17 protein-coding genes are annotated in these 19,931 nt (G+C 58.3%); 5 read left to right on the forward strand and 12 right to left on the reverse strand.

What is annotated here, in order from left to right:
* Nucleotides 1-70: 70 nt before the first annotated feature.
* The 7 genes from hpf to AC1RN6_RS08585 all read right to left on the reverse strand — a co-directional run bounded on the left by hpf (nucleotide 71) and on the right by AC1RN6_RS08585 (nucleotide 5,554).
* Nucleotides 71-424, reverse strand: a complete 354-nt coding sequence (gene hpf / locus AC1RN6_RS08555; RefSeq protein ID WP_050476519.1) for a ribosome hibernation-promoting factor, HPF/YfiA family — start codon at nucleotides 422-424, stop codon at nucleotides 71-73.
* 102 nt (nucleotides 425-526) lie between these two features.
* The gene (locus AC1RN6_RS08560) at nucleotides 527-2,008 is read right to left on the reverse strand and encodes an RNA polymerase factor sigma-54 (protein WP_493004552.1); all 1,482 of its coding nucleotides are present in this window, start codon (nucleotides 2,006-2,008) and stop codon (nucleotides 527-529) included.
* 17 nt (nucleotides 2,009-2,025) lie between these two features.
* Complete coding sequence (lptB, locus tag AC1RN6_RS08565) at nucleotides 2,026-2,769, reverse strand: LPS export ABC transporter ATP-binding protein (protein ID WP_050476521.1); 744 nt, start codon at nucleotides 2,767-2,769, stop codon at nucleotides 2,026-2,028.
* 1 nt (nucleotide 2,770) lies between these two features.
* On the reverse strand, nucleotides 2,771-3,328 hold the full coding sequence (lptA, locus tag AC1RN6_RS08570; RefSeq protein ID WP_493004555.1) for a lipopolysaccharide transport periplasmic protein LptA: 558 nt from the start codon (nucleotides 3,326-3,328) through the stop codon (nucleotides 2,771-2,773).
* A gap of 47 nt (nucleotides 3,329-3,375) precedes the next feature.
* The gene (gene lptC, locus AC1RN6_RS08575; protein WP_493004556.1) at nucleotides 3,376-3,978 is read right to left on the reverse strand and encodes an LPS export ABC transporter periplasmic protein LptC; all 603 of its coding nucleotides are present in this window, start codon (nucleotides 3,976-3,978) and stop codon (nucleotides 3,376-3,378) included.
* The gene (locus AC1RN6_RS08580) at nucleotides 3,975-4,526 is read right to left on the reverse strand and encodes a KdsC family phosphatase (protein ID WP_493004558.1); all 552 of its coding nucleotides are present in this window, start codon (nucleotides 4,524-4,526) and stop codon (nucleotides 3,975-3,977) included. Before AC1RN6_RS08580 ends, lptC begins: the two co-directional genes overlap by 4 nt.
* Nucleotides 4,526-5,554 carry a KpsF/GutQ family sugar-phosphate isomerase gene (locus AC1RN6_RS08585; RefSeq protein ID WP_493004560.1) on the reverse strand — a complete coding sequence of 343 codons (1,029 nt, stop codon included), beginning with the start codon at nucleotides 5,552-5,554 and terminating at the stop codon, nucleotides 4,526-4,528. Before AC1RN6_RS08585 ends, AC1RN6_RS08580 begins: the two co-directional genes overlap by 1 nt.
* A 252-nt stretch (nucleotides 5,555-5,806) precedes the next feature.
* Here AC1RN6_RS08585 and AC1RN6_RS08590 point away from each other — a divergent pair, with 252 nt between their 5' ends.
* The 3 genes from AC1RN6_RS08590 to AC1RN6_RS08600 all read left to right on the forward strand — a co-directional run bounded on the left by AC1RN6_RS08590 (nucleotide 5,807) and on the right by AC1RN6_RS08600 (nucleotide 10,562).
* Nucleotides 5,807-7,795: a cation:proton antiporter domain-containing protein gene (locus AC1RN6_RS08590; protein WP_493004562.1), complete on the forward strand. Its 1,989-nt coding sequence runs from the start codon at nucleotides 5,807-5,809 to the stop codon at nucleotides 7,793-7,795.
* Nucleotides 7,796-7,798: 3 nt separating this feature from the next.
* The gene (locus AC1RN6_RS08595) at nucleotides 7,799-8,719 is read left to right on the forward strand and encodes an AEC family transporter (protein WP_493004564.1); all 921 of its coding nucleotides are present in this window, start codon (nucleotides 7,799-7,801) and stop codon (nucleotides 8,717-8,719) included.
* Nucleotides 8,720-8,825: 106 nt separating this feature from the next.
* Nucleotides 8,826-10,562, forward strand: coding sequence for a methyl-accepting chemotaxis protein (locus AC1RN6_RS08600; protein WP_493004566.1), 1,737 nt, complete (start codon nucleotides 8,826-8,828; stop codon nucleotides 10,560-10,562).
* 118 nt (nucleotides 10,563-10,680) lie between these two features.
* Here AC1RN6_RS08600 and AC1RN6_RS08605 read toward each other — a convergent pair whose 3' ends face one another.
* The 3 genes from AC1RN6_RS08605 to AC1RN6_RS08615 form a co-directional block, all read right to left on the reverse strand.
* Nucleotides 10,681-11,445 (reverse strand): phytanoyl-CoA dioxygenase family protein, encoded by a 765-nt coding sequence (locus AC1RN6_RS08605; RefSeq protein WP_493004567.1) that lies wholly within the window; start codon nucleotides 11,443-11,445, stop codon nucleotides 10,681-10,683.
* Between the two features lie 41 nt (nucleotides 11,446-11,486).
* Complete coding sequence (gene uvrA, locus AC1RN6_RS08610) at nucleotides 11,487-14,342, reverse strand: excinuclease ABC subunit UvrA (protein ID WP_493004569.1); 2,856 nt, start codon at nucleotides 14,340-14,342, stop codon at nucleotides 11,487-11,489.
* Between the two features lie 147 nt (nucleotides 14,343-14,489).
* Nucleotides 14,490-16,235 (reverse strand): ArnT family glycosyltransferase, encoded by a 1,746-nt coding sequence (locus AC1RN6_RS08615; protein WP_493004571.1) that lies wholly within the window; start codon nucleotides 16,233-16,235, stop codon nucleotides 14,490-14,492.
* Between the two features lie 318 nt (nucleotides 16,236-16,553).
* Between AC1RN6_RS08615 and AC1RN6_RS08620 the strand changes: the two genes are divergently transcribed.
* Both AC1RN6_RS08620 and ssb read left to right on the forward strand, forming a co-directional pair.
* Complete coding sequence (locus AC1RN6_RS08620) at nucleotides 16,554-17,750, forward strand: MFS transporter (RefSeq protein ID WP_493004756.1); 1,197 nt, start codon at nucleotides 16,554-16,556, stop codon at nucleotides 17,748-17,750.
* Between the two features lie 40 nt (nucleotides 17,751-17,790).
* Nucleotides 17,791-18,300 (forward strand): single-stranded DNA-binding protein, encoded by a 510-nt coding sequence (ssb, locus tag AC1RN6_RS08625; protein ID WP_493004573.1) that lies wholly within the window; start codon nucleotides 17,791-17,793, stop codon nucleotides 18,298-18,300.
* A 426-nt stretch (nucleotides 18,301-18,726) separates the two neighbouring features.
* Here ssb and AC1RN6_RS08630 read toward each other — a convergent pair whose 3' ends face one another.
* Together AC1RN6_RS08630 and AC1RN6_RS08635 are read right to left on the reverse strand one after the other, a co-directional pair.
* A complete protein-coding gene (locus tag AC1RN6_RS08630; RefSeq protein WP_493004574.1) occupies nucleotides 18,727-18,933 on the reverse strand; it encodes a hypothetical protein in 207 nt (68 codons plus the stop codon).
* A 24-nt stretch (nucleotides 18,934-18,957) separates the two neighbouring features.
* Nucleotides 18,958-19,437, reverse strand: coding sequence for a hemerythrin domain-containing protein (locus AC1RN6_RS08635; RefSeq protein WP_493004576.1), 480 nt, complete (start codon nucleotides 19,435-19,437; stop codon nucleotides 18,958-18,960).
* Nucleotides 19,438-19,931: the final 494 nt, after the last annotated feature.

The following is a 19,931-nucleotide window of genomic DNA, read 5'->3' on the forward strand; positions in this document are numbered from 1 at the left end:
TATAAAAACAAGAAAGGGCGCTGACGCGCCCTTTTTCTGTTGCCGGTCCAATCCGCCGGCTAGCTGGATATCACGAGGCTGCTGCTGGCACTGGTTCTTCCGGCAGGCGTTTTGCCATCGAGTGATGGTTCTGTACACGGTCCTTATGCTTGATGACCTGGCGGTCCAGTTTGTCGATCAGCATGTCGATGGCGGCATACAGGTCATGTGCAATGCTTTCGGCATGCAAGTCCTTACCCTTAATGTGAACGTTGATTTCTGCTTTCTGGCGTTTTTCTTTTTCTGTCAGCTTGTCGACGCTGAGGATCACACTGATGTCGATGACGTGATCAAAATGGCGCTTGATACGCGTCAGTTTGCTTTGCACGTATTCGCGGATTGCGGGGGTCAAATCGAGGTGATGGCCACTAATGGTCAGATTCATACAGCACTCCTATCATGAGATTGCTGGAGGTTCTTACGCATTGTCCGGTTGTTTGTGGAGCATTACGCCAGAACACAGCAACAGGTGCTACTACAGAAAAACTTACAGAGATTTGCGGAGATTCACCGGCGGGATCTTGAGCACTTCGCGGTATTTCGCGACGGTACGCCGCGCCACCACCATGCCCTGTTCCGCCAACATATCTGCAATCTTGCTATCAGAGAGTGGGTTCTTAGGGTCTTCTGCTCCTATCAGTTGTTTGATGAGAGCCCGTATCGCGGTGGAGGATGCTTCTCCTCCTGTTTCCGTTGCGACGTGGCTGCCGAAGAAGTATTTCAACTCAAACATGCCATGCGGTGTCAGCATGTACTTCTGAGTCGTTACACGAGAAATAGTGCTCTCGTGTAGACCTAGTGTATCAGCTATTTCGCGCAACACAAGGGGGCGCATGGCAACTGCCCCATGAGAAAAAAAGTTGCGTTGCCGTTCAACAATTGCCTGTGCGACACGCAAAATTGTGTCGAAGCGTTGCCGCATGTTTTTGATGAGCCACTTGGCTTCCTGCAACTGCGAACCGAGCGATCCGTCGCCCTTGGTTTGCTTCATGGCATTGGCGTACATCGCATTCACGCGCAGGCGCGGCATGACGTCGTGGTTGAGCAAAACCTGCCAGCCGTCTTTGGTCGCTTTGACAATCACATCGGGCACAACATAGTCGGAAGTTTCCGACGCGAAAGCGGATCCGGGATGCGGATTGCACTGACGGATAACGGCTTGTGCTTCTCGCAAGTCTTCGTCGTCGCAGCCGAGTGCTTTCTTGATTTTGTTGAAATCTCTTTGAGCAAATAAAGGTAAACACTCCTCGACTATCGTCAGCGCCAGACGGCGTGTGACAAAGGCAACTTTCGGCAGACGTTTGATCTGCAGCGCCAGGCATTCCGATGCGCTGCGGGCGCCGACGCCGGCCGGGTCGAAACTTTGCAGCAGCTTGAGCGCAATGGAGAGTTCTTCCAGCTCGATCTCAAGTTCTTCCGGCAGGCGCGCGAGGATGTCTTCCAGCGGCTCTTCCAGGTAGCCGTGATCGTCGAGTGCGTCGATGATCAGTTCGACCAGCGCGCGGTCGCGCAGCATGCGCACGGTCAGGCGCGCCTGTTCCAGCAGATGCTCGCGCAGCGTGACGGTATGCGCTTCCAGTTGCGGGCGCGCGTCTTCATCGTCGGGCGTTTTACCGGTGCGGGCGACGTCGTCGAAACTCCACTCGGCATCGCCGCTGACATTGTTGTCATCGCCGCCGAGACTGTCGGCGTGTTCGGCCGACTCCGCTTCGGTCGGCGCGCTGCTGACGACGTTTTCGGCCGGATTGGCCTGTTCGGCAGGCGTCGAGCTGATGGCGCCGTCGGCCAGCAGGCGCACGGAGTTGTCGAGCGCGTCGTCGAGACGTTCCAGCAGCGGATTGTCGGAAAGGATTTGTTCCAGTTCCTGATGCAGTTCCAGCGTCGACAATTGCAGCAGACGGATCGACTGCTGCAACTGCGGCGTCAATGCCAGATGCTGGGATGTGCGTAACTGGAGAGATTGTTTCATTGAATCGGCCTGTGGCCTTACATGCGGAAGTGTTCGCCGAGATACACGCGGCGTACGGATTCATTGGCGATGATGTCGTCAGGGCTGCCGCTGGCCAGCACGGTGCCCTGATTGATGATGTAGGCGCGGTCGCAGATGCCGAGCGTTTCGCGCACGTTGTGGTCGGTGATCAGCACGCCGATGCCGCGTTCCTTGAGAAAGCGCACGATACGCTGAATTTCGATCACTGCAATCGGATCGATACCGGCGAACGGTTCATCCAGCAGCACAAAGCGCGGGTCGGTCGCCAGTGCGCGCGCGATTTCAACGCGGCGGCGTTCACCACCGGACAACGACAAGGCCTGGCTTTCACGCAGCTTCTCGATTTGCAATTCGTGCAGCAGGTTGTTGAGACGGCCTTCGATTTCATCGCGGCTCAGCGGCTTGCCGTTTTCCCGGCGCAGTTCCAGCACGGCGCGGATATTGTCTTCCACGGTCAGCTTGCGGAACACGGATGCTTCTTGCGGCAGATAAGACAGGCCCATCGAGGCGCGCTGGTGAATCGGCAGGCGCGAGATATCGGCGCCGTCCAGATCGATTTCACCGCCGTCTGACGGCACCAGGCCGACGATCATGTAGAACGACGTTGTCTTGCCGGCGCCGTTGGGACCGAGCAAGCCGACCACTTCGCCGCTTTCCACCTCAAGCGATACATCGCGCACGACCTGGCGCGCACCATAGCTTTTTTGCAGTCCGCGGACGACCAGAGAACTTGTCGCCATCTTATTGTCCCTTCGGAGGATCGACGCGCGGCTGGATGATCGCCGTGATGCGGCCGCCACCCGGCTTGCTCTCGCCGGTATTGGTGTTGTTGACCGAATAGAACTCGGCGCGGCTGTCGTAGGAGATGAACTCGCCGTTGACTTCATCCGTCACGCGCGGGCCGTCCATGCGCTGCATATGCGCGCGTGTAAACAATTTCGAGATTTCGGTTTTCTCGCTGTATTCGATGCGCTCTGCCTGTCCTTCGATCCACAGGTTCGGACCGCCGTCACGTTTCTGGCGGAAGCTGGCGAGCTGGCCGGGCGCCGCGTACAGAATGGCGAACTCGTAGCCGGCCGGGTCGGTGGTCAATACGACCTTGCCGGCCTTGATCAGCAAGGTGCCGCGAGTAAGGATGACGTTGCCGGTGAAGGTTTTCACCTGTTTGACGTCGTCATACACCATCTGCTCGGCTTCGATGCGGGTCGGCTTCTCGGTGTCGGCTTTTTCAGCGCGAACGATGCTGCTTGTGCTCATCAGGAGCAGGGTCAGCAGAGGCAATAAAAGATTCGTTTTCATATCATCCTGCGCAAGTATCTCGCTTGGTTGTGCCGACTGGCTTGTGGCTAGCGTACACGCGGCTGGTACGTGCCGCGGACATTGTGGAGTAACTGGAATTCCTGTGTTGCATTGTTGGCGATCATGCCGGTGCCGGTCATGATGGACGCACCCATGGTCAGCTCCACCGGCTTGTCCGTTTTTGCAATATCGTCATCCGGCAACAGCAACAGATATTCGGTCTTCAAGTGCATGTTCTCGGATTTTGCGGTGGCTGCGCGGTTGCCGTTGACGTCGCCGTACATGTGAATCTTGCTGTTGTCGTCTTCAATTCTTGCTCGTTGCGAGTACAGCGTCATCGGCGCTTTCTCTTCCGACAAGGTGGTGATGACAGGCTTCGTCACTTCAAATGAATCGTCAGCGGGGAAGTGGACCATCCTGGCGCCGGTGATGTCGTAGCGCGGCTGGCCGGTTTCCGACATTTTGACGTAGCTGAACTGCTCGACGTAATAGTCCGGCTTGCTGCTTGGACGTGTCGTGAGTGCGCCGTCGCTGTTGCTGCGCAGGACTTGCAGCACCCAGAAGCTGGCCAGCGCCAGCGCCGCGAGGACGGCGACGATGATGGCCAATCGGATGCGCTGCGCTGCGCGTTCGCCGCTGTGGTTGCTCATGCAAGATAACCGGCCAGCGCCGTCTCGTAATGGCCTTGCACCGTCAGGATGAAATCGCACAGCTCGCGGGCGGCACCGTTGCCGCCGAAGCTTTCGGTGATGTAGTCGACGCGTTGCTTGACGTCATGGTGACCGTTGGCCACGCAGGCGGTGAAGCCGACTTTGGTGAGTACAGGCAGATCGATCACATCGTCGCCGAGATAGCCGCAGGCGGATGCCGGGATACCGGTCTGTTCCAGCAGCTGTGCGAAGGCGATGCGTTTGTCGTGTACGCCTTGAAATACATGCGCGATACCCAGATCCTTGGCGCGGCGCAAGACGATAGGCGACTGGCGCGCGGTGATGATCGCCGTGGCAATGCCGCCGAACTGCTGCAGCATCTTGATGCCGTGGCCGTCGAGCGCGTTGAAGCGTTTGATTGGTTCACCGTCGGGGCCGTAATACAAACCGCCGTCCGTCAGCACGCCATCGACGTCAAAAATCATCAGCCGGACTTGCTTGGCGTTGGCAATGGCGGCGGCACCGGCCGTACTGAATCGGTCGGCCATCAGATCACCTTGGCGCGGGTCAGATCGTGGATATGCAGGGCGCCGACCAGTTTGCCGGCAGCGTCGGCCACCAGCACCTGGTTAATGCGGAATTCCTCCATCAGCTGAACGGCATCGACCGCCAATTGATCCGGCGTGATGGTGCGCGGACCGCGGTGCATGACGTCGGCAATGGACGACTTGGTGAAATCTTCGCCGCGTTCAAGCAGGCGGCGCAGGTCGCCGTCGGTGAATACGCCGATCGGATGGTTTTGATCATCGACCACGGCGGTCATCGCCATGCCCTTGCGGGTGATTTCCATCAAGGCGGCCGACAGCGACACGTCAGGCGTGACCGCCGGAATGGCGTCGCCGGTACGCATCACATCGCGCACGTGCGTCAGCAGACGGCGGCCGAGTGCGCCGCCCGGGTGCGAGCGGGCAAAGTCTTCTTCCATGAAGCCGCGTGCGTCCAGCAGGGACACTGCCAGCGCGTCGCCCATGGCCAGCGTGGCAGTGGTGCTTGCGGTAGGCGCCAGGTTCAGCGTACAGGCTTCCTTGTCGACGCCGACGTTCAGATGAATTGCCGACAATAGCGCAAGGCTGGATTCGTCATTGCCGGTCATGGCGATCAGGTAGGCGCCCATGCGCTTGATGATCGGCACGATGGCCATCAGCTCGGCGGTTTCGCCGGAATTGGAAATAGCGATGAAAACGTCATTTGGCGTGACCATGCCCAGGTCGCCGTGCGCCGCTTCCGCCGGATGCATGAACAGCGCGGGGGTACCGGTCGAGGCAAAGGTCGCCGCGATTTTGCGGCCGATATGGCCGGATTTGCCGATGCCGGAGACCACCACGCGGCCTTTGCATTCCAGCAAGACGCCGACGGCGCGGGCCAGCGGTTCATCGGCGTTGTCCGACATCCGGGCCTTGAGCGCCAGAATGGCGTCGGCCTCGATTTGCAGGGTTTGACGGGCGAGACTCAGCGCGCGCTGTGCGCTTTCGGTAGAAAAAGCTTTTGGCAAGATTTTATGTTCGGTTACACTCATAACCGAAGTATAAACGAATTACGAAAGCAAAAAACTTGCCAGATGTAACCTCGTGTAGCGCCATGGGTGTATTTGGGGAGCGTTGCGGCCGCAATCGGCCATCCCGAAGGCTGAGTATACGGCTGAAATGCAGACGGGACGGGCGTGTCGCAATAATGCACCAAATCAGATCGATGACCGCAAGGCAGGCATGGTTCTGGCTTAACAGGCCGTATGGCCTTCACCTATAAAAATTGCTTCGTTTTCTAATCCATGTTTTCTGGTCTGGAACTCACACTTTTCCTGCTCGGCGCCGCAGTGCTCGGTGTCGTCGCTTTTCGAATGTTTCACCTGCCGCCGATGCTGGGCTATCTGGTGGTCGGCATCGTCATCGGCCCGCACGGGCTCGGTTTTGCTGAAGACAACGAAACCACCCATGCCCTGGCCGAGTTCGGCGTAGTGTTCCTGATGTTCTCGATCGGGCTGGAATTCTCTCTGCCCAAGCTCTCGTCGATGCGCCATATCGTCTTCGGACTGGGCGTCGCGCAGGTGCTGGCGACCATCGCGGTGGCCATGGTGTTCGGCTGGAGTACCGCCTACATCCTGCCGCAACTGCACAATATCAGCTGGCCGGCCGCCTTTGCGCTGGGCGGCGCGCTGGCCATGTCGTCCACCGCGATCGTCTCCAAACTGCTGACTGAACGGCTGGAGCTGGAAACCGAGCACGGCCGCCGCATCCTCGGCATCCTCCTGTTCCAGGATCTGGCGCTGGTGCCGCTGCTGATCATCGTGCCGGCGCTGGCGAAGAACACCGGCAACCTCGCCGTCACCTTGGGTTGGGCGACCACCAAGGCGGTAGTAGTGCTGGCCTTGCTGTTGTTCTTCGGACAAAAGCTGATGCGCAGCTGGTTCCAGATCGTCGTCAAGCGGCGGTCGCAGGAATTGTTCATGCTGAACCTGCTGATGATCACGCTGGGCGCGGCATGGATCACCGAAAAAGCCGGCCTGTCGCTGGCGCTGGGCGCCTTCATCGCCGGGATGCTGATTTCCGAGACTGAATACAAGCATCAGGTGGAGGAAGACATCAAATCCTTCCGTGACGTCCTGCTCGGCTTGTTCTTCATTACCATCGGCATGCTGCTCAATGTGCATCTGGTGCTGGAGCACTGGTGGCTGGTTCTGTTGCTGCTGATCGGTCCGGTGCTGCTCAAGTTCGTATTGATTGCCGGCCTGGCCAAGCTGTTCGGATCGACCACCGGCGTCGCCTTGCGCACCGGTCTGGCGCTGGCGCAGGCCGGTGAATTCGGCTTCGTGTTGCTGAATCAGGCCGGCGGCTTGCAGTTGATGGATCCCTTGCTGATCCAGGTGATTCTGGCGTCCATGGTGCTGTCGATGCTGGCCGCACCGTTCATCCTCGCCAAATCCGACGCTATTGTCATGAAGCTGTCGGCCAATGAATGGATGCTGCAATCGCTGGCGCTGACGCAGCTCGCCACGCGCACCATGTCGAGCCGCAAGCACGTCATCATCGCCGGCTTCGGCCGCAGCGGCCAGAGTCTGGCCAAGCTGCTCGACGAAGAGGGCATTCCTTATCACGCGCTGGAGATGGATCCGGATCTGGTGCATGACACTCAGGTCGCCGGCGCCAATGTCTCGTACGGCGACGCCGCCCGCCGTGAAAGCCTGGTGGCCGCGGGCATTCACCGCGCCGCAGCGCTGGTGGTCACCTATGCCAGCACGCCGTCGGCGTTAAAAGTTTTGCATCACGCCAATGAACTGGTGCCGACACTGCCGGTGATCGTGCGCAGTCACGACGATGCTGATCTCGACAAGCTGCTCGCGGCAGGCGCCACCGAGGTCGTGCCGGAAGCATTGGAAGGCAGCCTGATGCTGGCTTCCCACGCGCTGGTGATGCTGGGCGTACCGCTGCGTCGCGTGGTGCACCGCGTGCAGCGCGCCCGCGATGAACGCTACACCTCGCTGCGCGGCTACTTTCACGGCGCGTCGGATGTGCCGGAAGACAACGACAGCCTCAACGTGCGCCTCGAATCGGTGGTGCTCGGCGAAGGCGCCAGCGCCATCGGCAAGACCTTGTATCAGGTCGCGCTGGAACAATTCGACATCGAAGTCACCATGCTCCGGCGCGGCAAACTGCGCCTCGATTTCACTCCTGACACGCAATTGCAGACCGACGACATCCTGGTCTTGCGCGGCACGGCGGAAAACATCCTGAGAGCGGAAAAGCGCTTGCTGAAGAAATAGACAATGGAAATCATCGAGCGCATCACCGGCATCATCCTCCCCGTCTTCGCCATCATCGCCATCGGATATGGCTACGCGCGCTGGCGCGGTGAAGTGGTGCGTTCCGACATGGCTTCGGTCAATCGCGTATCGATGGAGGTGCTGGCGCCGCTGATGGTCTTCAGCGCGCTGGCGGCCAAGGATTTCGACATGGTGCACAACGGCTGGCTGATCCTCGCCAGCGTCCTGATATCGCTGGGGTCGGGTTTGCTGGCGTGGCCGGTCGCCAGATTGCTTGGCTACGACAAGCGCACCTTCCTGCCGCCCATGATGTACAACAATGGCGGCAACATGGGCGTGCCGCTGATGCTGCTGGCTTTCGGCCCCGAGAGCCTGTCGGCGGCGGTGGCCTTGTTCACGGCGGCGACCTTCATCTATTTTTCGCTCGGCGTCAAAATGCTGCAGCATGGCCGCGACACCAGGCCCGGTTCGCTGCTGCGGTTGTTCAGGAGTCCGATCATGATTGCCATGGTGCTGGGCGTCTTGTTTGCCGCCTTCCACGTGCCGCTGCCAGCGCCCATTTTCTCCGCGATGAAACTGCTGGGCGAAGCCAGCATTCCCATCATGCTGTTTGCGCTGGGCGTGCGCATGATGGATATCAGCTTTAAAAGCTGGCACATCGGTCTGGTCGGCGCGGCGACCTGTCCACTGGTGGGTTTGATCGTCGCCTTCCTGCTCGATCAGGTGTTGCCGTTGACAGTCGGACAACGCGGACAGATGTATCTGTTCGCGGCCTTGCCGCCGGCGGTGCTGTGTTTCATGGTGGCTGAACAATATCGCCAGGAACCCGACAAAGTCGCCTCCATCGTGCTCATGGGCAACCTTGCTGCACTGATTTTCGTGCCGCTTGGTTTATGGATGGGACTGCCGCCCTCGATTCGTTGAATTGCGCCCGGAGGAGGGCTTTATTCCACGTATCTTGGTATGGGAAATGCTTGGAAACTGATACAAGCGCTCAGTGTGCTTATCAAGTCATTCTAAGGACGTTCTCATGCTCAAAAATCTTTCCATCAAGGCGCGCCTCATCTTCGTTGTCAGCTTTCTTTCAGTATTGCTTGCCATTTTTGGCATAGTCGGTCTGGTGAGTTTGCAAAGAACCAACATCGATCTCAAATCTCTGTACGAAGATCGCGTCGTGGCATTGATCCAGCTCGGTCAGGTGACCGATGCGGTTGACGCCGGGCGTTACACGATTTCCACCGCGATCGTTGGCGATTCAAATGAAATCGACAAGAGCATGGACAACCTTGAAAAGGTCCTCAAAGAAGGGGACAAGGTCTGGAAAGAATATCTTGGCACCTATCTGACGCCGGCAGAGACCAAACTGGCCGAGCAATTCACCGCGCAGCAAAAGAAGTTCATCGCCGACGGCGTCAAACCGGCCATGGAAGCGCTGCATAATCGAGATTTCCAGGGCGCGACGGATTTGTACAACGGCCCCATGCTGGAGCAGTTCAAGCAGATCAACGTCACGATGAAGCAACTGGTGACCTTGCAGCAAAATGTCAGTAAGGATTTGTATGACCAGTCGCAGGCGCGTTATCAGACTTTTCTGACCATCACCATCGCCGCCATCGTGGTCGGCATTTCGGTTGCGATCATCATGGGCATCTGGCTGGTGCGAGCGATTTCAGGTCCATTGAATGAAGCAGTGAAGGTGGCGAAAGGCGTTGCCGACGGCGACCTCACGCAAACGATTGAAGTGCATTCACGCGACGAAGCCGGCCAGTTGATGGAGGCGCTGCAAACCATGAACGGGCGCCTGCAGCAGATCGTCGGCGAAGTGCGCGTCAGCACCGACACCATCACGACGGCATCGAGCGAAATCGCCACCGGCAACCTCGATCTCTCCGCCCGCACTGAAAGCCAGGCGGGTTCGCTGGAAGAGACGGCATCGGCGATGGAGGAGTTGACATCGACCGTCAAGCAGAATGCCGACAATGCGCGCCAGGCAAATCAGCTGGCCGCATCCGCGTCGCAAATCGCGGAAGAGGGCGGCAACGTCGTGAGCAAGGTAGTCATCACCATGAACACCATCAATGACTCGTCCAAAAAAATTGTCGACATCATCAGCGTGATTGACGGCATCGCATTCCAGACCAATATCCTGGCGCTGAACGCGGCTGTCGAAGCAGCGCGCGCCGGCGAGCAGGGCCGCGGTTTTGCCGTCGTCGCCAGCGAAGTACGCAGCCTGGCGCAACGCAGTGCCGCCGCTGCCAAGGAAATCAAGACGCTCATCGACGACTCCGTGCAAAAAGTCGGTGAAGGCAGCAAGCTGGTCGAGCAGGCCGGCGTCACCATGGATGAAGTGGTCGCCAGCGTCAAACGCGTGACTGACGTCATGGGTGAAATTACCGCCGCAAGCCAGGAGCAAAGCTCAGGCATCGAAGAAGTCAATCGCGCCATCACGCAGATGGATGAGACCACGCAGCAAAACGCCGCGCTGGTGGAGGAGGCTGCTGCCGCTGCGCAGTCCTTGCAGGATCAGGCACAGCGTCTGACGCAGGTGGTGAGCGTGTTCAAGATCAGCGGTACGCAGCAACTCGCCGTCGCACCGGCAAGAACGGTTAATGTCACGCCGCGGCCTGCGGCGGTTTCTTCCGCACCGGCTGCTGCGCCGAAAAAAGCCGTCGCCGTCAAACCGGCAAAATCGACTGCGCCGGCCCTGACCGCCAGCAGCGTCAGCCATGGCAGCAAAACCAGCGATGACGACTGGGAGCAGTTCTGAGTTCTGAGAAAGCTCGCTGATGCCTGAACGACAGCGCTGAGGATGTAAAAAAGGGATTGCCGCGATGGCAATCCCTTTTTAGTTTGCGCGCCGAGAGCGCTCCGCTTCAGTATGGCATTCAGTCGAGCAGGATATCGTCCGACGCCGCCGAACGGGTGCCCGGAACCGGCGGATTGCTCTGGCCGTGATAAGCAAACACCACCGACGATTTGATCTGCTCTGAATTGTTTTTGCCGGCGGCATGGAACAGGCCGCTGTGGAACAGCACCACGTCGCCTTTTTCCAGCGGCACGGAAATTCCCTGCGCAAACAATGCCTGATTGGCGGGCACCTCCGGACGCAGGAAGTCGAGCTCGTCCATTTGCTCCGGCTGCAATTGCAGCAGGTGTGAACCGGGGATGAACCTGAGGCCGCCGTTGCCGGTGTTTTCCGGACCCAGCGCCAGCCAGACCGAGATCAGTTCATTGCGCGGGAACGACCAATAACGGATATCGCGATGCCAGCCGGTCGCCGTGCCGAAGGTCGGGTGCTTGGTCATCACGCAGTTGTGATGCGACAGCGTGACGCACACCGGTTCTTCAAACAGCTGATGCAGTGCCGTCACCAGCCGCGGATCGGAAGCCCATGCGCGGAAATGGCCATCGCGCTGCCAGGCCGCACGTAGACGGCGCGCCGTACGGCCGCCCGGCGCATCCAGCGAGGACGGCGCGCCTGCATAACCGACTTCAGCTTCGTACTCCAGCGGTGCGACGGCTTGCCGGACATGCTCGCGCGTGACGGCGAGCATGTCGTCGCAAGCTTCGGCAGGGGCAAAGCCCTTGAGCAGCAGATAACCGTCTTTGCGGAAATCCTCGATCTGGGCTGAGGAAAGCAGCGTTTCCATGGCAATCAATCCTAATTCCTGAACTGTCTTACTTATCGGTCTTACTTTTTCTTTTTCAGCAACGGCGCCAGGTAATGTCCGGTGATGCTTTCCGGATTCTTGGCGACATCTTCCGGCGTGCCGGTGGCGATGATCTTGCCGCCGCCTGCACCGCCTTCAGGGCCGAGGTCGATGATCCAGTCGGCGGTCTTGATGACGTCGAGGTTGTGTTCGATGATGGTGACCGTATTGCCCTGGTCGCGCAGACGGTGGATCACCTTCAGCAGCAGATCGATATCGTGGAAATGCAGACCGGTGGTCGGCTCGTCCAGAATGTACAGTGTACGCCCGGTATCCCGCTTGGACAGTTCCAGCGACAGCTTGACGCGCTGTGCTTCGCCGCCCGACAGCGTGGTCGCGCTCTGGCCTAGCTTGATGTAGCCGAGGCCGACGTCGAGCAGGGTTTGCAGCTTGCGCGCGATCAGCGGCACCGGCAGGAAGAATGTGTGCGCATCTTCCACCGTCATCTCAAGAATCTCGGTGATGTTCTTGCCCTTGTACTGTACTTCCAGCGTTTCGCGGTTGTAACGCTTGCCGTGGCAGACGTCGCACGGCACGTAGACGTCCGGCAGGAAGTGCATCTCGACCTTGATAACCCCATCGCCCTGGCAGGATTCGCAGCGGCCGCCCTTGACGTTGAACGAGAAGCGTCCGGCGCTGTAGCCGCGTTCCTTGGCGGCAGGCACGGTCGCAAACAGATCGCGGATCGGTGTGAACAGACCGGTGTAGGTCGCCGGATTCGAGCGCGGTGTGCGGCCGATCGGCGCCTGGTCGACCGAGATTACTTTGTCGAAGTGTTCCAAGCCGCTGATCGATTCATGCTCGGCCGGCTCGGTTTGCGAACCGTACAGATGGCGCGATGCCGCCAGATACAGCGTGTCGTTGACCAGCGTCGACTTGCCCGAGCCGGACACACCGGTCACGCAGGTCAGCAGGCCGACAGGCAGGTCGAAGCTGACATTTTTCAGGTTATTGCCGGTGGCGCCGGTGATGGTCAGCTGGCGCTCCGGATCGGACGGTGTGCGTTTCTTCGGCACGCTGATTTCCAGCGAGCCGTTGAGGTATTTGGCGGTCAGCGATTTCTTGCTCTTGAGGATGTCTTCCAGCGTGCCCTGGGCGATGATGTCGCCGCCGTGCACGCCGGCGCCCAGACCCATGTCGACCACATAGTCCGCGGTGCGGATCGCGTCTTCGTCATGCTCCACCACCAGCACGCTGTTGCCGATGTCGCGCAAATGCTTGAGCGTGCCGATCAGGCGATCGTTATCGCGCTGATGCAGGCCGATCGACGGTTCGTCCAGCACATACATTACGCCGGTCAGGCCGGAACCGATCTGCGATGCCAGGCGGATGCGTTGCGCTTCGCCGCCGGACAGCGTATCCGCGCTGCGCTCCAGCGACAGATAATCGAGGCCGACGTTGTTGAGGAAGGTCAGGCGCGAGATGATTTCCTTGATGATGCGATCGGCGATTTCTTTCTTGGCGCCGGTCAGCTTCAGGTTCTCAAAGAAGGACAGGGTTTCGCGCAGCGGCGTGGCGGCGACTTCATAAATCGCGCGTTGCTGACGGCCGGTGCCGATCTTGACGAAACGCGCTTCCACGCGCAGACGCGCACCCTGGCAGGACGGGCATTCTTTTTCGTTGATGAACTTGGCCAGTTCTTCCTTGACCGCCATCGAATCGGTTTCGCGATAACGGCGCTGCAGGTTGGTGACCACGCCTTCGAAGGTGTGTTCCTTGATCACGGTGCGGCCGCGCTCGTTCACGTAGGTGAACGGTACGGTCTGGCGGCCGGAACCGTACAGAATCACTTGCTGCGCTTTTTCCGGCAATTGTTCGAACGGGATATCGATGTCGAACTCGTAGAACGCCGCCAGATTCGACAGCATCTGGAAGTAGAACTGATTGCGGCGGTCCCAGCCCTTGATCGCGCCGCTGGCCAGCGACAGATTGGGGAAGGCGACGATGCGCTTGGGATCGAAGAATTCGATGTGGCCCAAACCGTCGCATTCCGGGCAGGCGCCCATCGGGTTGTTGAACGAAAACAGGCGCGGCTCCAGCTCTTGCAGCGAATAGCCGCAGACCGGGCAGGCGAATTTGTTGGAATACAGGTGTTCCTTGCCGGTATCCATCTCCAGCGCAATGGCGCGGCCTTCGGCGATGCGCAGTGCGGTTTCGAAACTTTCCGCCAGACGTTGCTTGATGTCTTCCTTGACCTTGACGCGATCAATGACGACGTCGATGGTGTGCTTCTCGGTTTTCTTCAGTTTCGGCAGGTCGTCGATTTCATACACTTTCGCCGTACCGGTGCCGCTCTGGATGCGGAAGCGCACAAAGCCGTGCGCCTGCATCTGTTCAAACAGATCGACGTGTTCGCCCTTGCGGTTGGCAACCACGGGCGCCAGGATCATCAGCTTGGTGTCTTCCGGCATGGCCAGCACGGCATCGACCATCTGCGAGACCGATTGCGCCGCCAGCGGATTTTCCGGATGGTCGGGGCAATAAGGCGTGCCCACGCGTGCGTACAGCAAGCGCAGGTAATCGTGGATTTCAGTGACGGTGCCGACGGTCGAGCGCGGATTGTGCGAAGTCGCCTTCTGCTCAATCGAGATCGCCGGCGACAGGCCTTCGATCATGTCGACGTCGGGCTTCTCCATCAACTGCAGGAACTGGCGCGCATAGGAAGAGAGCGACTCGACATAGCGCCGCTGGCCTTCTGCGTACAGCGTATCGAATGCCAGCGACGATTTTCCCGATCCCGACAGGCCGGTGATTACGATCAGTTTGTTGCGTGGTAAGTCGAGGCTGATGTTCTTCAGATTGTGCGTGCGTGCGCCGCGAATGCGAATTTCTTCCATGGATGCCTTCAGCGTAAGTTTTCCATTCAGTGCTCATATGAACATTGAATGGAGGATCAACCTATTACTATATCAGGACTCACCATTTGCGGCTGATGTCGTCAGGCCGGAAGAAGTCCTGCCCTATGCCGCACGGGCGCGGCAAGACTAGTTTGCGGCTGCGGATGCTGCTGACGTGGGCGTCTGGCGCTGATAGACGGTGAAGGTCTGTTCGTCGCCGTCGCGCGAGCCTTTCCAGAACTGGCGCCAGTCGCCTTGCGGCGTGCCGATACCGAAGGGATGCTGGACGATGACCCAGCGGCACGCGGTTTCTCGTGTCTTGTCGATGGGTTGATGCAGGATACCGGTGTAGTAGAGCAGCATCGGCGCTTCCGTTTCGCCCAGGCTGATGCTGGCCATGCAATCGCCCTGGCGCCATGCCGATGTCAGTTCGGTTTGCAGGTCTTCGTAGACGTATTCATAACTCTTGGCATAGTCGCCCCAGGGCAGTATCAGCGTAAATGCGACGCCCCACATCATCGTGATGCCGGCAAACCAGCTGAACGCGCCGCGCCATTTACCGCATTGCCCGAGCTTGGTCAGGCATGCCAGCCAGGTCAGCGTGACGAGGATGGCGCCGGCCAGAGCGGCCGGCTGCATCGGCGTGACATAGGCCAGCGGCAGCCATTTTCCCAGGTAGGTGAGATGATAGTGGTACTCCGGCGGCCCGGCGGAAATGATGTAAATAGCCCAGAGCAGACTCGTCACCACGCCGAAGAACAAGCGCGAGAACCAGTCCCAGGTCAACGAGATCCAGAAAGGCAGGCGCTCAACGACGCCGGAACCCAGCAGGCAAAGCGGCAGCACCAGTGGCAACAAATACAACTGGCGCGCCGTCGCCGACATCTGCAGGATCGCAACGCAAATGGCGATAAACACGACCGGGATGGCTACGCGCGGTTGCCGGATGTGCCGCCAGCCGCCGCCGAGCAGCGCCAATATCGCCAGCGGCGTGCCAGGCATGGCAAAGCCGGACAAGGCGCGGAAAACCACGGTCGAATCGTTGTCGGAACCCAGCTTGCGTACGGAGAAACCGAAAAAACGGCCGACGTTGTTATCCCAGAACCATTCCATGAACAGCGGCATTGAATGCTGCGCCAGCAGCGCCGGCCAGATCAGGAAGAACGGCAGCGCCATCAGCACCGCGAGACCGACCATGCGCAGATAAGACCAAGAACGGCATTCGCGCACGAGGATGCCGACCCAGAAGGCAGTGGCGGCATAGACAATCGGCACGAACAGCCCCTTGGACATTTCCGCGATGCCGACGCCCAGGCCGAACCAGAGCGCAGCAGACAACCTGGGTGTCTTCGCCTGTTCATTCAGAGCGATTTGCAGCAGGCCATACATGGCGATCGCGCCGCCGCACACCAGCGACACATCGGTAAACATGTCATGCGAATGCTTGACCACCCCTGCTGTTCCGGCAAACAGCGTCAGGGTGCCCAGCACGCGCAGGTTAAAGAAGTTGTCTTCGCGCCATGCCGTTCGGGCGATCAGGGCGACAAAGTAAAAGGTGATCAGCATGTAGAACACGCTGGTCGCACGCGCACCGTCGGCATAGTTCAGCCAGGGATGCAGCGCTGTGGCGAAGGCGACCGCCGTCCAGTAATACAGCGGCGGCTTTTCCATGAACGGCTGGCCGGCGTTGGTCGGGACCAGGTATTCGCCCGTCATCAGCATGTGATGGATCACGCCGAAGCTGTACCCCTCGTCCTGTTTCCAGGGGCCGTGGCCGATGATGCCGGGAAGCAAGTAAAGACAAGCGATCAGTGCCAGCAGCGACCACCCGGTGCGCGACGTAAGTCTTGTCTGATAAGGCTGTTGATAAGGAAAGCGAACTGGCGAAAGCATGAAATTGAAAGCGAGTAAAAGCCGTTATCCGGCCGCATTGAGCAATTACGCATTGTTACATAAATGGCATCTTTGATACATGTTGTTACAAATACGAATGCTGATAAAAGTCAGCAAAATTGCTAATTTTTCGATGAAATTTGCCCGTTGAACATGACTTTAAAGGCGGTCGGCAGTTTGATTGCTGATACCATATCGGGTTTGGATACTTGCCAACGCAGCCTGATTTTTTGGTTCAGTCATTGCTCCACCTGCTCGCCCAGCCGTCATCTCAAACTCATGAATTCCACCACCTCCGAATCCGTACAGAAAGCCGCCATGTCCGGCGCCGAAGTTCGCGCCAGCGCATCGCTTGCGTCGATTTTCGCCTTGCGCATGCTGGGACTGTTTCTGATCCTGCCGGTGTTTGCAGTGCACGCCAAAGGCATGTCCGGCGGCGAGAATGCGGCAATGGTCGGCCTGGCCATGGGAATTTACGGCTTGGCGCAATCATTCGGACAGATTCCTTTCGGCATTGCCTCCGATAAATACGGACGCAAGCGCGTGATTGTTATTGGACTGATCTTGTTTGCGCTTGGTTCTTTTGTTGCGGCTGGCGCCAACGACATCGTCTGGGTGATCATCGGCCGCGCGATCCAGGGCGCCGGCGCCATTTCTGCCGCGGTGACTGCGTTCATCGCCGATTCGACACGCGAAGAACATCGCACCAAAGCCATGGCGATGGTGGGCGCTTCGATCGGATTGACGTTTGCAGTGTCGCTGGTCGCGTCGCCGGTGCTTTATAAGCTGATCGGCATGGCTGGAATTTTTTCACTGACCGGCGTGCTGGCGCTGGCGGCGATCGGCGTAGTCTTGTTCGTCGTGCCGGATGCGCCCATGGTCAAAGCCAGAAAAGTGCCGTTCGGTGAAGTGCTGCGCCATGCCGAGCTGATGCGTCTGAACTTCGGCGTGTTCGCCCTGCACATGACGCAGATGGCAATGTTCGTCGTGCTGCCTGCTGCATTGGTGCAATATGCAGGTCTGCCGGTTGCCGATCACTGGAAAATTTATCTGCCTGTCGTACTGGCTTCATTCGTCTTCATGCTGCCGCCGGTGTTCATCGGCGAGAAGCGCGGCATGATGAAGCAAGTCTTCGTGGCTGCCATCTCGCTGCTGCTGATCGTGCAGATCGGCATGTGGGCAACGCTGTCGCATTTTGCAGCGCACTGGGGCGTGCTGGTCTTTCTGCTGTTTGCTTTTTTCATCGCATTCAACATTCTGGAAGCCTGCCAGCCGTCGCTGGTATCGCGCATTGCTCCGGCGGCGGCGAAGGGGACGGCGCTCGGTGTCTACAACACGCTGCAGGCGCTGGGCTTGTTCTGCGGCGGCGCGCTGGGCGGATGGTTGAAACAAAACGCCGGAGCCTCGTCCGTGTTCGTCATGTGTGCGGTGGCGACCCTGACCTGGCTTATAATCGCGTCTAACATGAAAAATCTGCCGCGCCGTGGAATGCAGCCGGCCAGTGCAACTGCTTAAATTATTTAGTGCAATTATTTAGTGAAATCCAGGAGAAACAATGGCATCGGTCAATAAAGTCATCATCGTCGGCAACCTCGGACGTGACCCGGAAACGCGTTACATGCCCAATGGCGAAGCTGTCACCAACGTCGCCGTCGCTACGACCGAGAGCTGGAAAGACAAGAACAGCGGCGAGAAGAAAGAACTCACCGAATGGCACCGCATCACCTTCTATCGCAAGCTGGCTGAAATCGCCGGCCAATATCTGAAGAAGGGTTCGCAAGTCTACGTAGAAGGCCGTCTGCAAACACGCAAATGGACCGACAAAGACGGTGTTGAAAAATACACCACTGAAATCATCGCAGACACCATGCAAATGCTCGGCAGCCGTCAAGGCATGGGTGGCGGCGCATCGATGGATGACGGCGGCGGCAGCTACGGCGGTGGCGGCGGCGCGCCTGCACGTCAGAGCAGCGGTGGCGGCGGAGGTGGCGGTGCAGCCCGCGCCCCGGCGGCGGCACGCCCCGCGCCGAACTTCTCGGATATGGATGACGATATTCCGTTCTAGGTCCTATAAGATCGGAATTGTTTAGAGGTGTAAACAAATGGCCCCAAGTGCTTGTCGCTTGGGGCTTTTTATTGTTAACACAATTTTTTTGACAACCTCCTCATAATTTATATAGCCTAATATTTTCTTAAGTACACAACGAGTGGCACTTTGTCGGCACGATATTCAGTAAAAATAGTTCGGGTAGTTTGACTAATAGCGTCTGGATAAGTGGGCTGTAGAGGATGTTACATATTTGGTGCGGATAGATGCGGGAAGAAGACAGGCCTGAAAATGTGTTACCTATATCAGGCTCAATATAAGAACAAGCTCGGCAGGCGGCTTAGTTTCCCGATCAACCTTGGCCCAGCCCGAGGGGGCGCTCCAGCTTGCTATGCAAATCAACACGCTGCCTCATAGTTTCCAGAACCCCATCCCATACGCTGCTTAGCGCCTGTGCATCAGATAATCGCTACCGCCCGCATTGTCTTTCTCTGCGTCGGAAAAATACTCCGCTTTCAACGGTTCCCAATTATCTCTTTGACTAGGAAACTCAAACCGTTCGCCGAGATAGGCGGTCGCAGACAATGGATCGTCCGGCGTCGTCACAGGCAATAGCGGCACAGGAATATATTTCTCATCATGGACAGACATGGCAGTTCTCCTCATTGCCGGTCATCAGGCTGCGGCAACGGCAGGCATGCCGTGTTCCACGCGCATGGTGTTTTTGGCTGCGAACAATTCCGCACCGAGTGCGTCGAGATCGATGCCGGCGCTGCGCACCTTGGGGAACATGTCGGTTTCTTCTTCTTTGACGTGATGCTCGATCTGCTCTCCGAGCACTTTGATTTTCGCGTCGAACATGGGATCGCCCGGATCCAGCTCGCCCAGTTGACGGATCAGGTCCTTGGCGCCGTTGTGTTCGACTTCGGCTTCGTTCATCAGATCGTCATCGTCTATCTGCGCGCGCACACGGGGATAGAAAATTTTTTCTTCGATTTCCATATGAATCAGCAAAGCTGCGCAGACATCCTTGGCGATATCCATTTTTTCAGCATCGGTCGCATGGTCTTTGACTTTTTCGTATTTATCGAACAGCTCCTTTGCTTCCTTGTGATCCGCTTTCAGTAACACGATGGCGTCTTGGCTAGTGTTCATCTCGTACTCCCGTACTCCGTATCGACGCACCATTGCGCCGTGGGGAGAAGTATCTGCCGTCCTCACCGGGACCGCGACCGGAAAACCGCTCTTCCGCGTGTAAGCAAAACGGACAATTTCACGGAGGAGGTCAGGAAGCTGCCCGGAGTTGAATAATTTGTGAAGACGCGGACCGGGGGCGGCCATCGTCTTATTCCCCTTCGGTGTCCGCAATTGCCGGAAAGCATGATGATTCGGCCGAAGCTATGCGCCGAGCCAGAATATCCGCAGTAAAAATACGCAACCCAATCCCAGCAACGCCATCACCCCGGCGGCCAGCATCATGGGTGCTTTGTGTCGATGTCTCCTGCGCATGTCATTTCCTTTCAAGCTTTCAGCGGCTGGCCTCTTGTCATTGACAGCTTAGCTCCCGGGGGCGCTGGGCGTCAGTCGGCGCATCTTTCCTTTTGAAGTAAGACGGTTCTCTACGAAGTGTGGGCTGAGGACAAAGATAT

This window comes from Herbaspirillum sp. GW822-FHT03A08, assembly GCF_058801885.1.

Coding starts and splice junctions, on each gene's coding strand:
- hpf (WP_050476519.1), bottom strand. CDS start 424: ATGAATCTGACCATTAGTGGCCATCACCTCGATTTGACCCCCGCAATC.
- AC1RN6_RS08560 (WP_493004552.1), bottom strand. CDS start 2,008: ATGAAACAATCTCTCCAGTTACGCACATCCCAGCATCTGGCATTGACG.
- lptB (WP_050476521.1), bottom strand. CDS start 2,769: ATGGCGACAAGTTCTCTGGTCGTCCGCGGACTGCAAAAAAGCTATGGT.
- lptA (WP_493004555.1), bottom strand. CDS start 3,328: ATGAAAACGAATCTTTTATTGCCTCTGCTGACCCTGCTCCTGATGAGC.
- lptC (WP_493004556.1), bottom strand. CDS start 3,978: ATGAGCAACCACAGCGGCGAACGCGCAGCGCAGCGCATCCGATTGGCC.
- AC1RN6_RS08580 (WP_493004558.1), bottom strand. CDS start 4,526: ATGGCCGACCGATTCAGTACGGCCGGTGCCGCCGCCATTGCCAACGCC.
- AC1RN6_RS08585 (WP_493004560.1), bottom strand. CDS start 5,554: ATGAGTGTAACCGAACATAAAATCTTGCCAAAAGCTTTTTCTACCGAA.
- AC1RN6_RS08590 (WP_493004562.1), top strand. CDS start 5,807: ATGTTTTCTGGTCTGGAACTCACACTTTTCCTGCTCGGCGCCGCAGTG.
- AC1RN6_RS08595 (WP_493004564.1), top strand. CDS start 7,799: ATGGAAATCATCGAGCGCATCACCGGCATCATCCTCCCCGTCTTCGCC.
- AC1RN6_RS08600 (WP_493004566.1), top strand. CDS start 8,826: ATGCTCAAAAATCTTTCCATCAAGGCGCGCCTCATCTTCGTTGTCAGC.
- AC1RN6_RS08605 (WP_493004567.1), bottom strand. CDS start 11,445: ATGGAAACGCTGCTTTCCTCAGCCCAGATCGAGGATTTCCGCAAAGAC.
- uvrA (WP_493004569.1), bottom strand. CDS start 14,342: ATGGAAGAAATTCGCATTCGCGGCGCACGCACGCACAATCTGAAGAAC.
- AC1RN6_RS08615 (WP_493004571.1), bottom strand. CDS start 16,235: ATGCTTTCGCCAGTTCGCTTTCCTTATCAACAGCCTTATCAGACAAGA.
- AC1RN6_RS08620 (WP_493004756.1), top strand. CDS start 16,554: ATGTCCGGCGCCGAAGTTCGCGCCAGCGCATCGCTTGCGTCGATTTTC.
- ssb (WP_493004573.1), top strand. CDS start 17,791: ATGGCATCGGTCAATAAAGTCATCATCGTCGGCAACCTCGGACGTGAC.
- AC1RN6_RS08630 (WP_493004574.1), bottom strand. CDS start 18,933: ATGTCTGTCCATGATGAGAAATATATTCCTGTGCCGCTATTGCCTGTG.
- AC1RN6_RS08635 (WP_493004576.1), bottom strand. CDS start 19,437: ATGAACACTAGCCAAGACGCCATCGTGTTACTGAAAGCGGATCACAAG.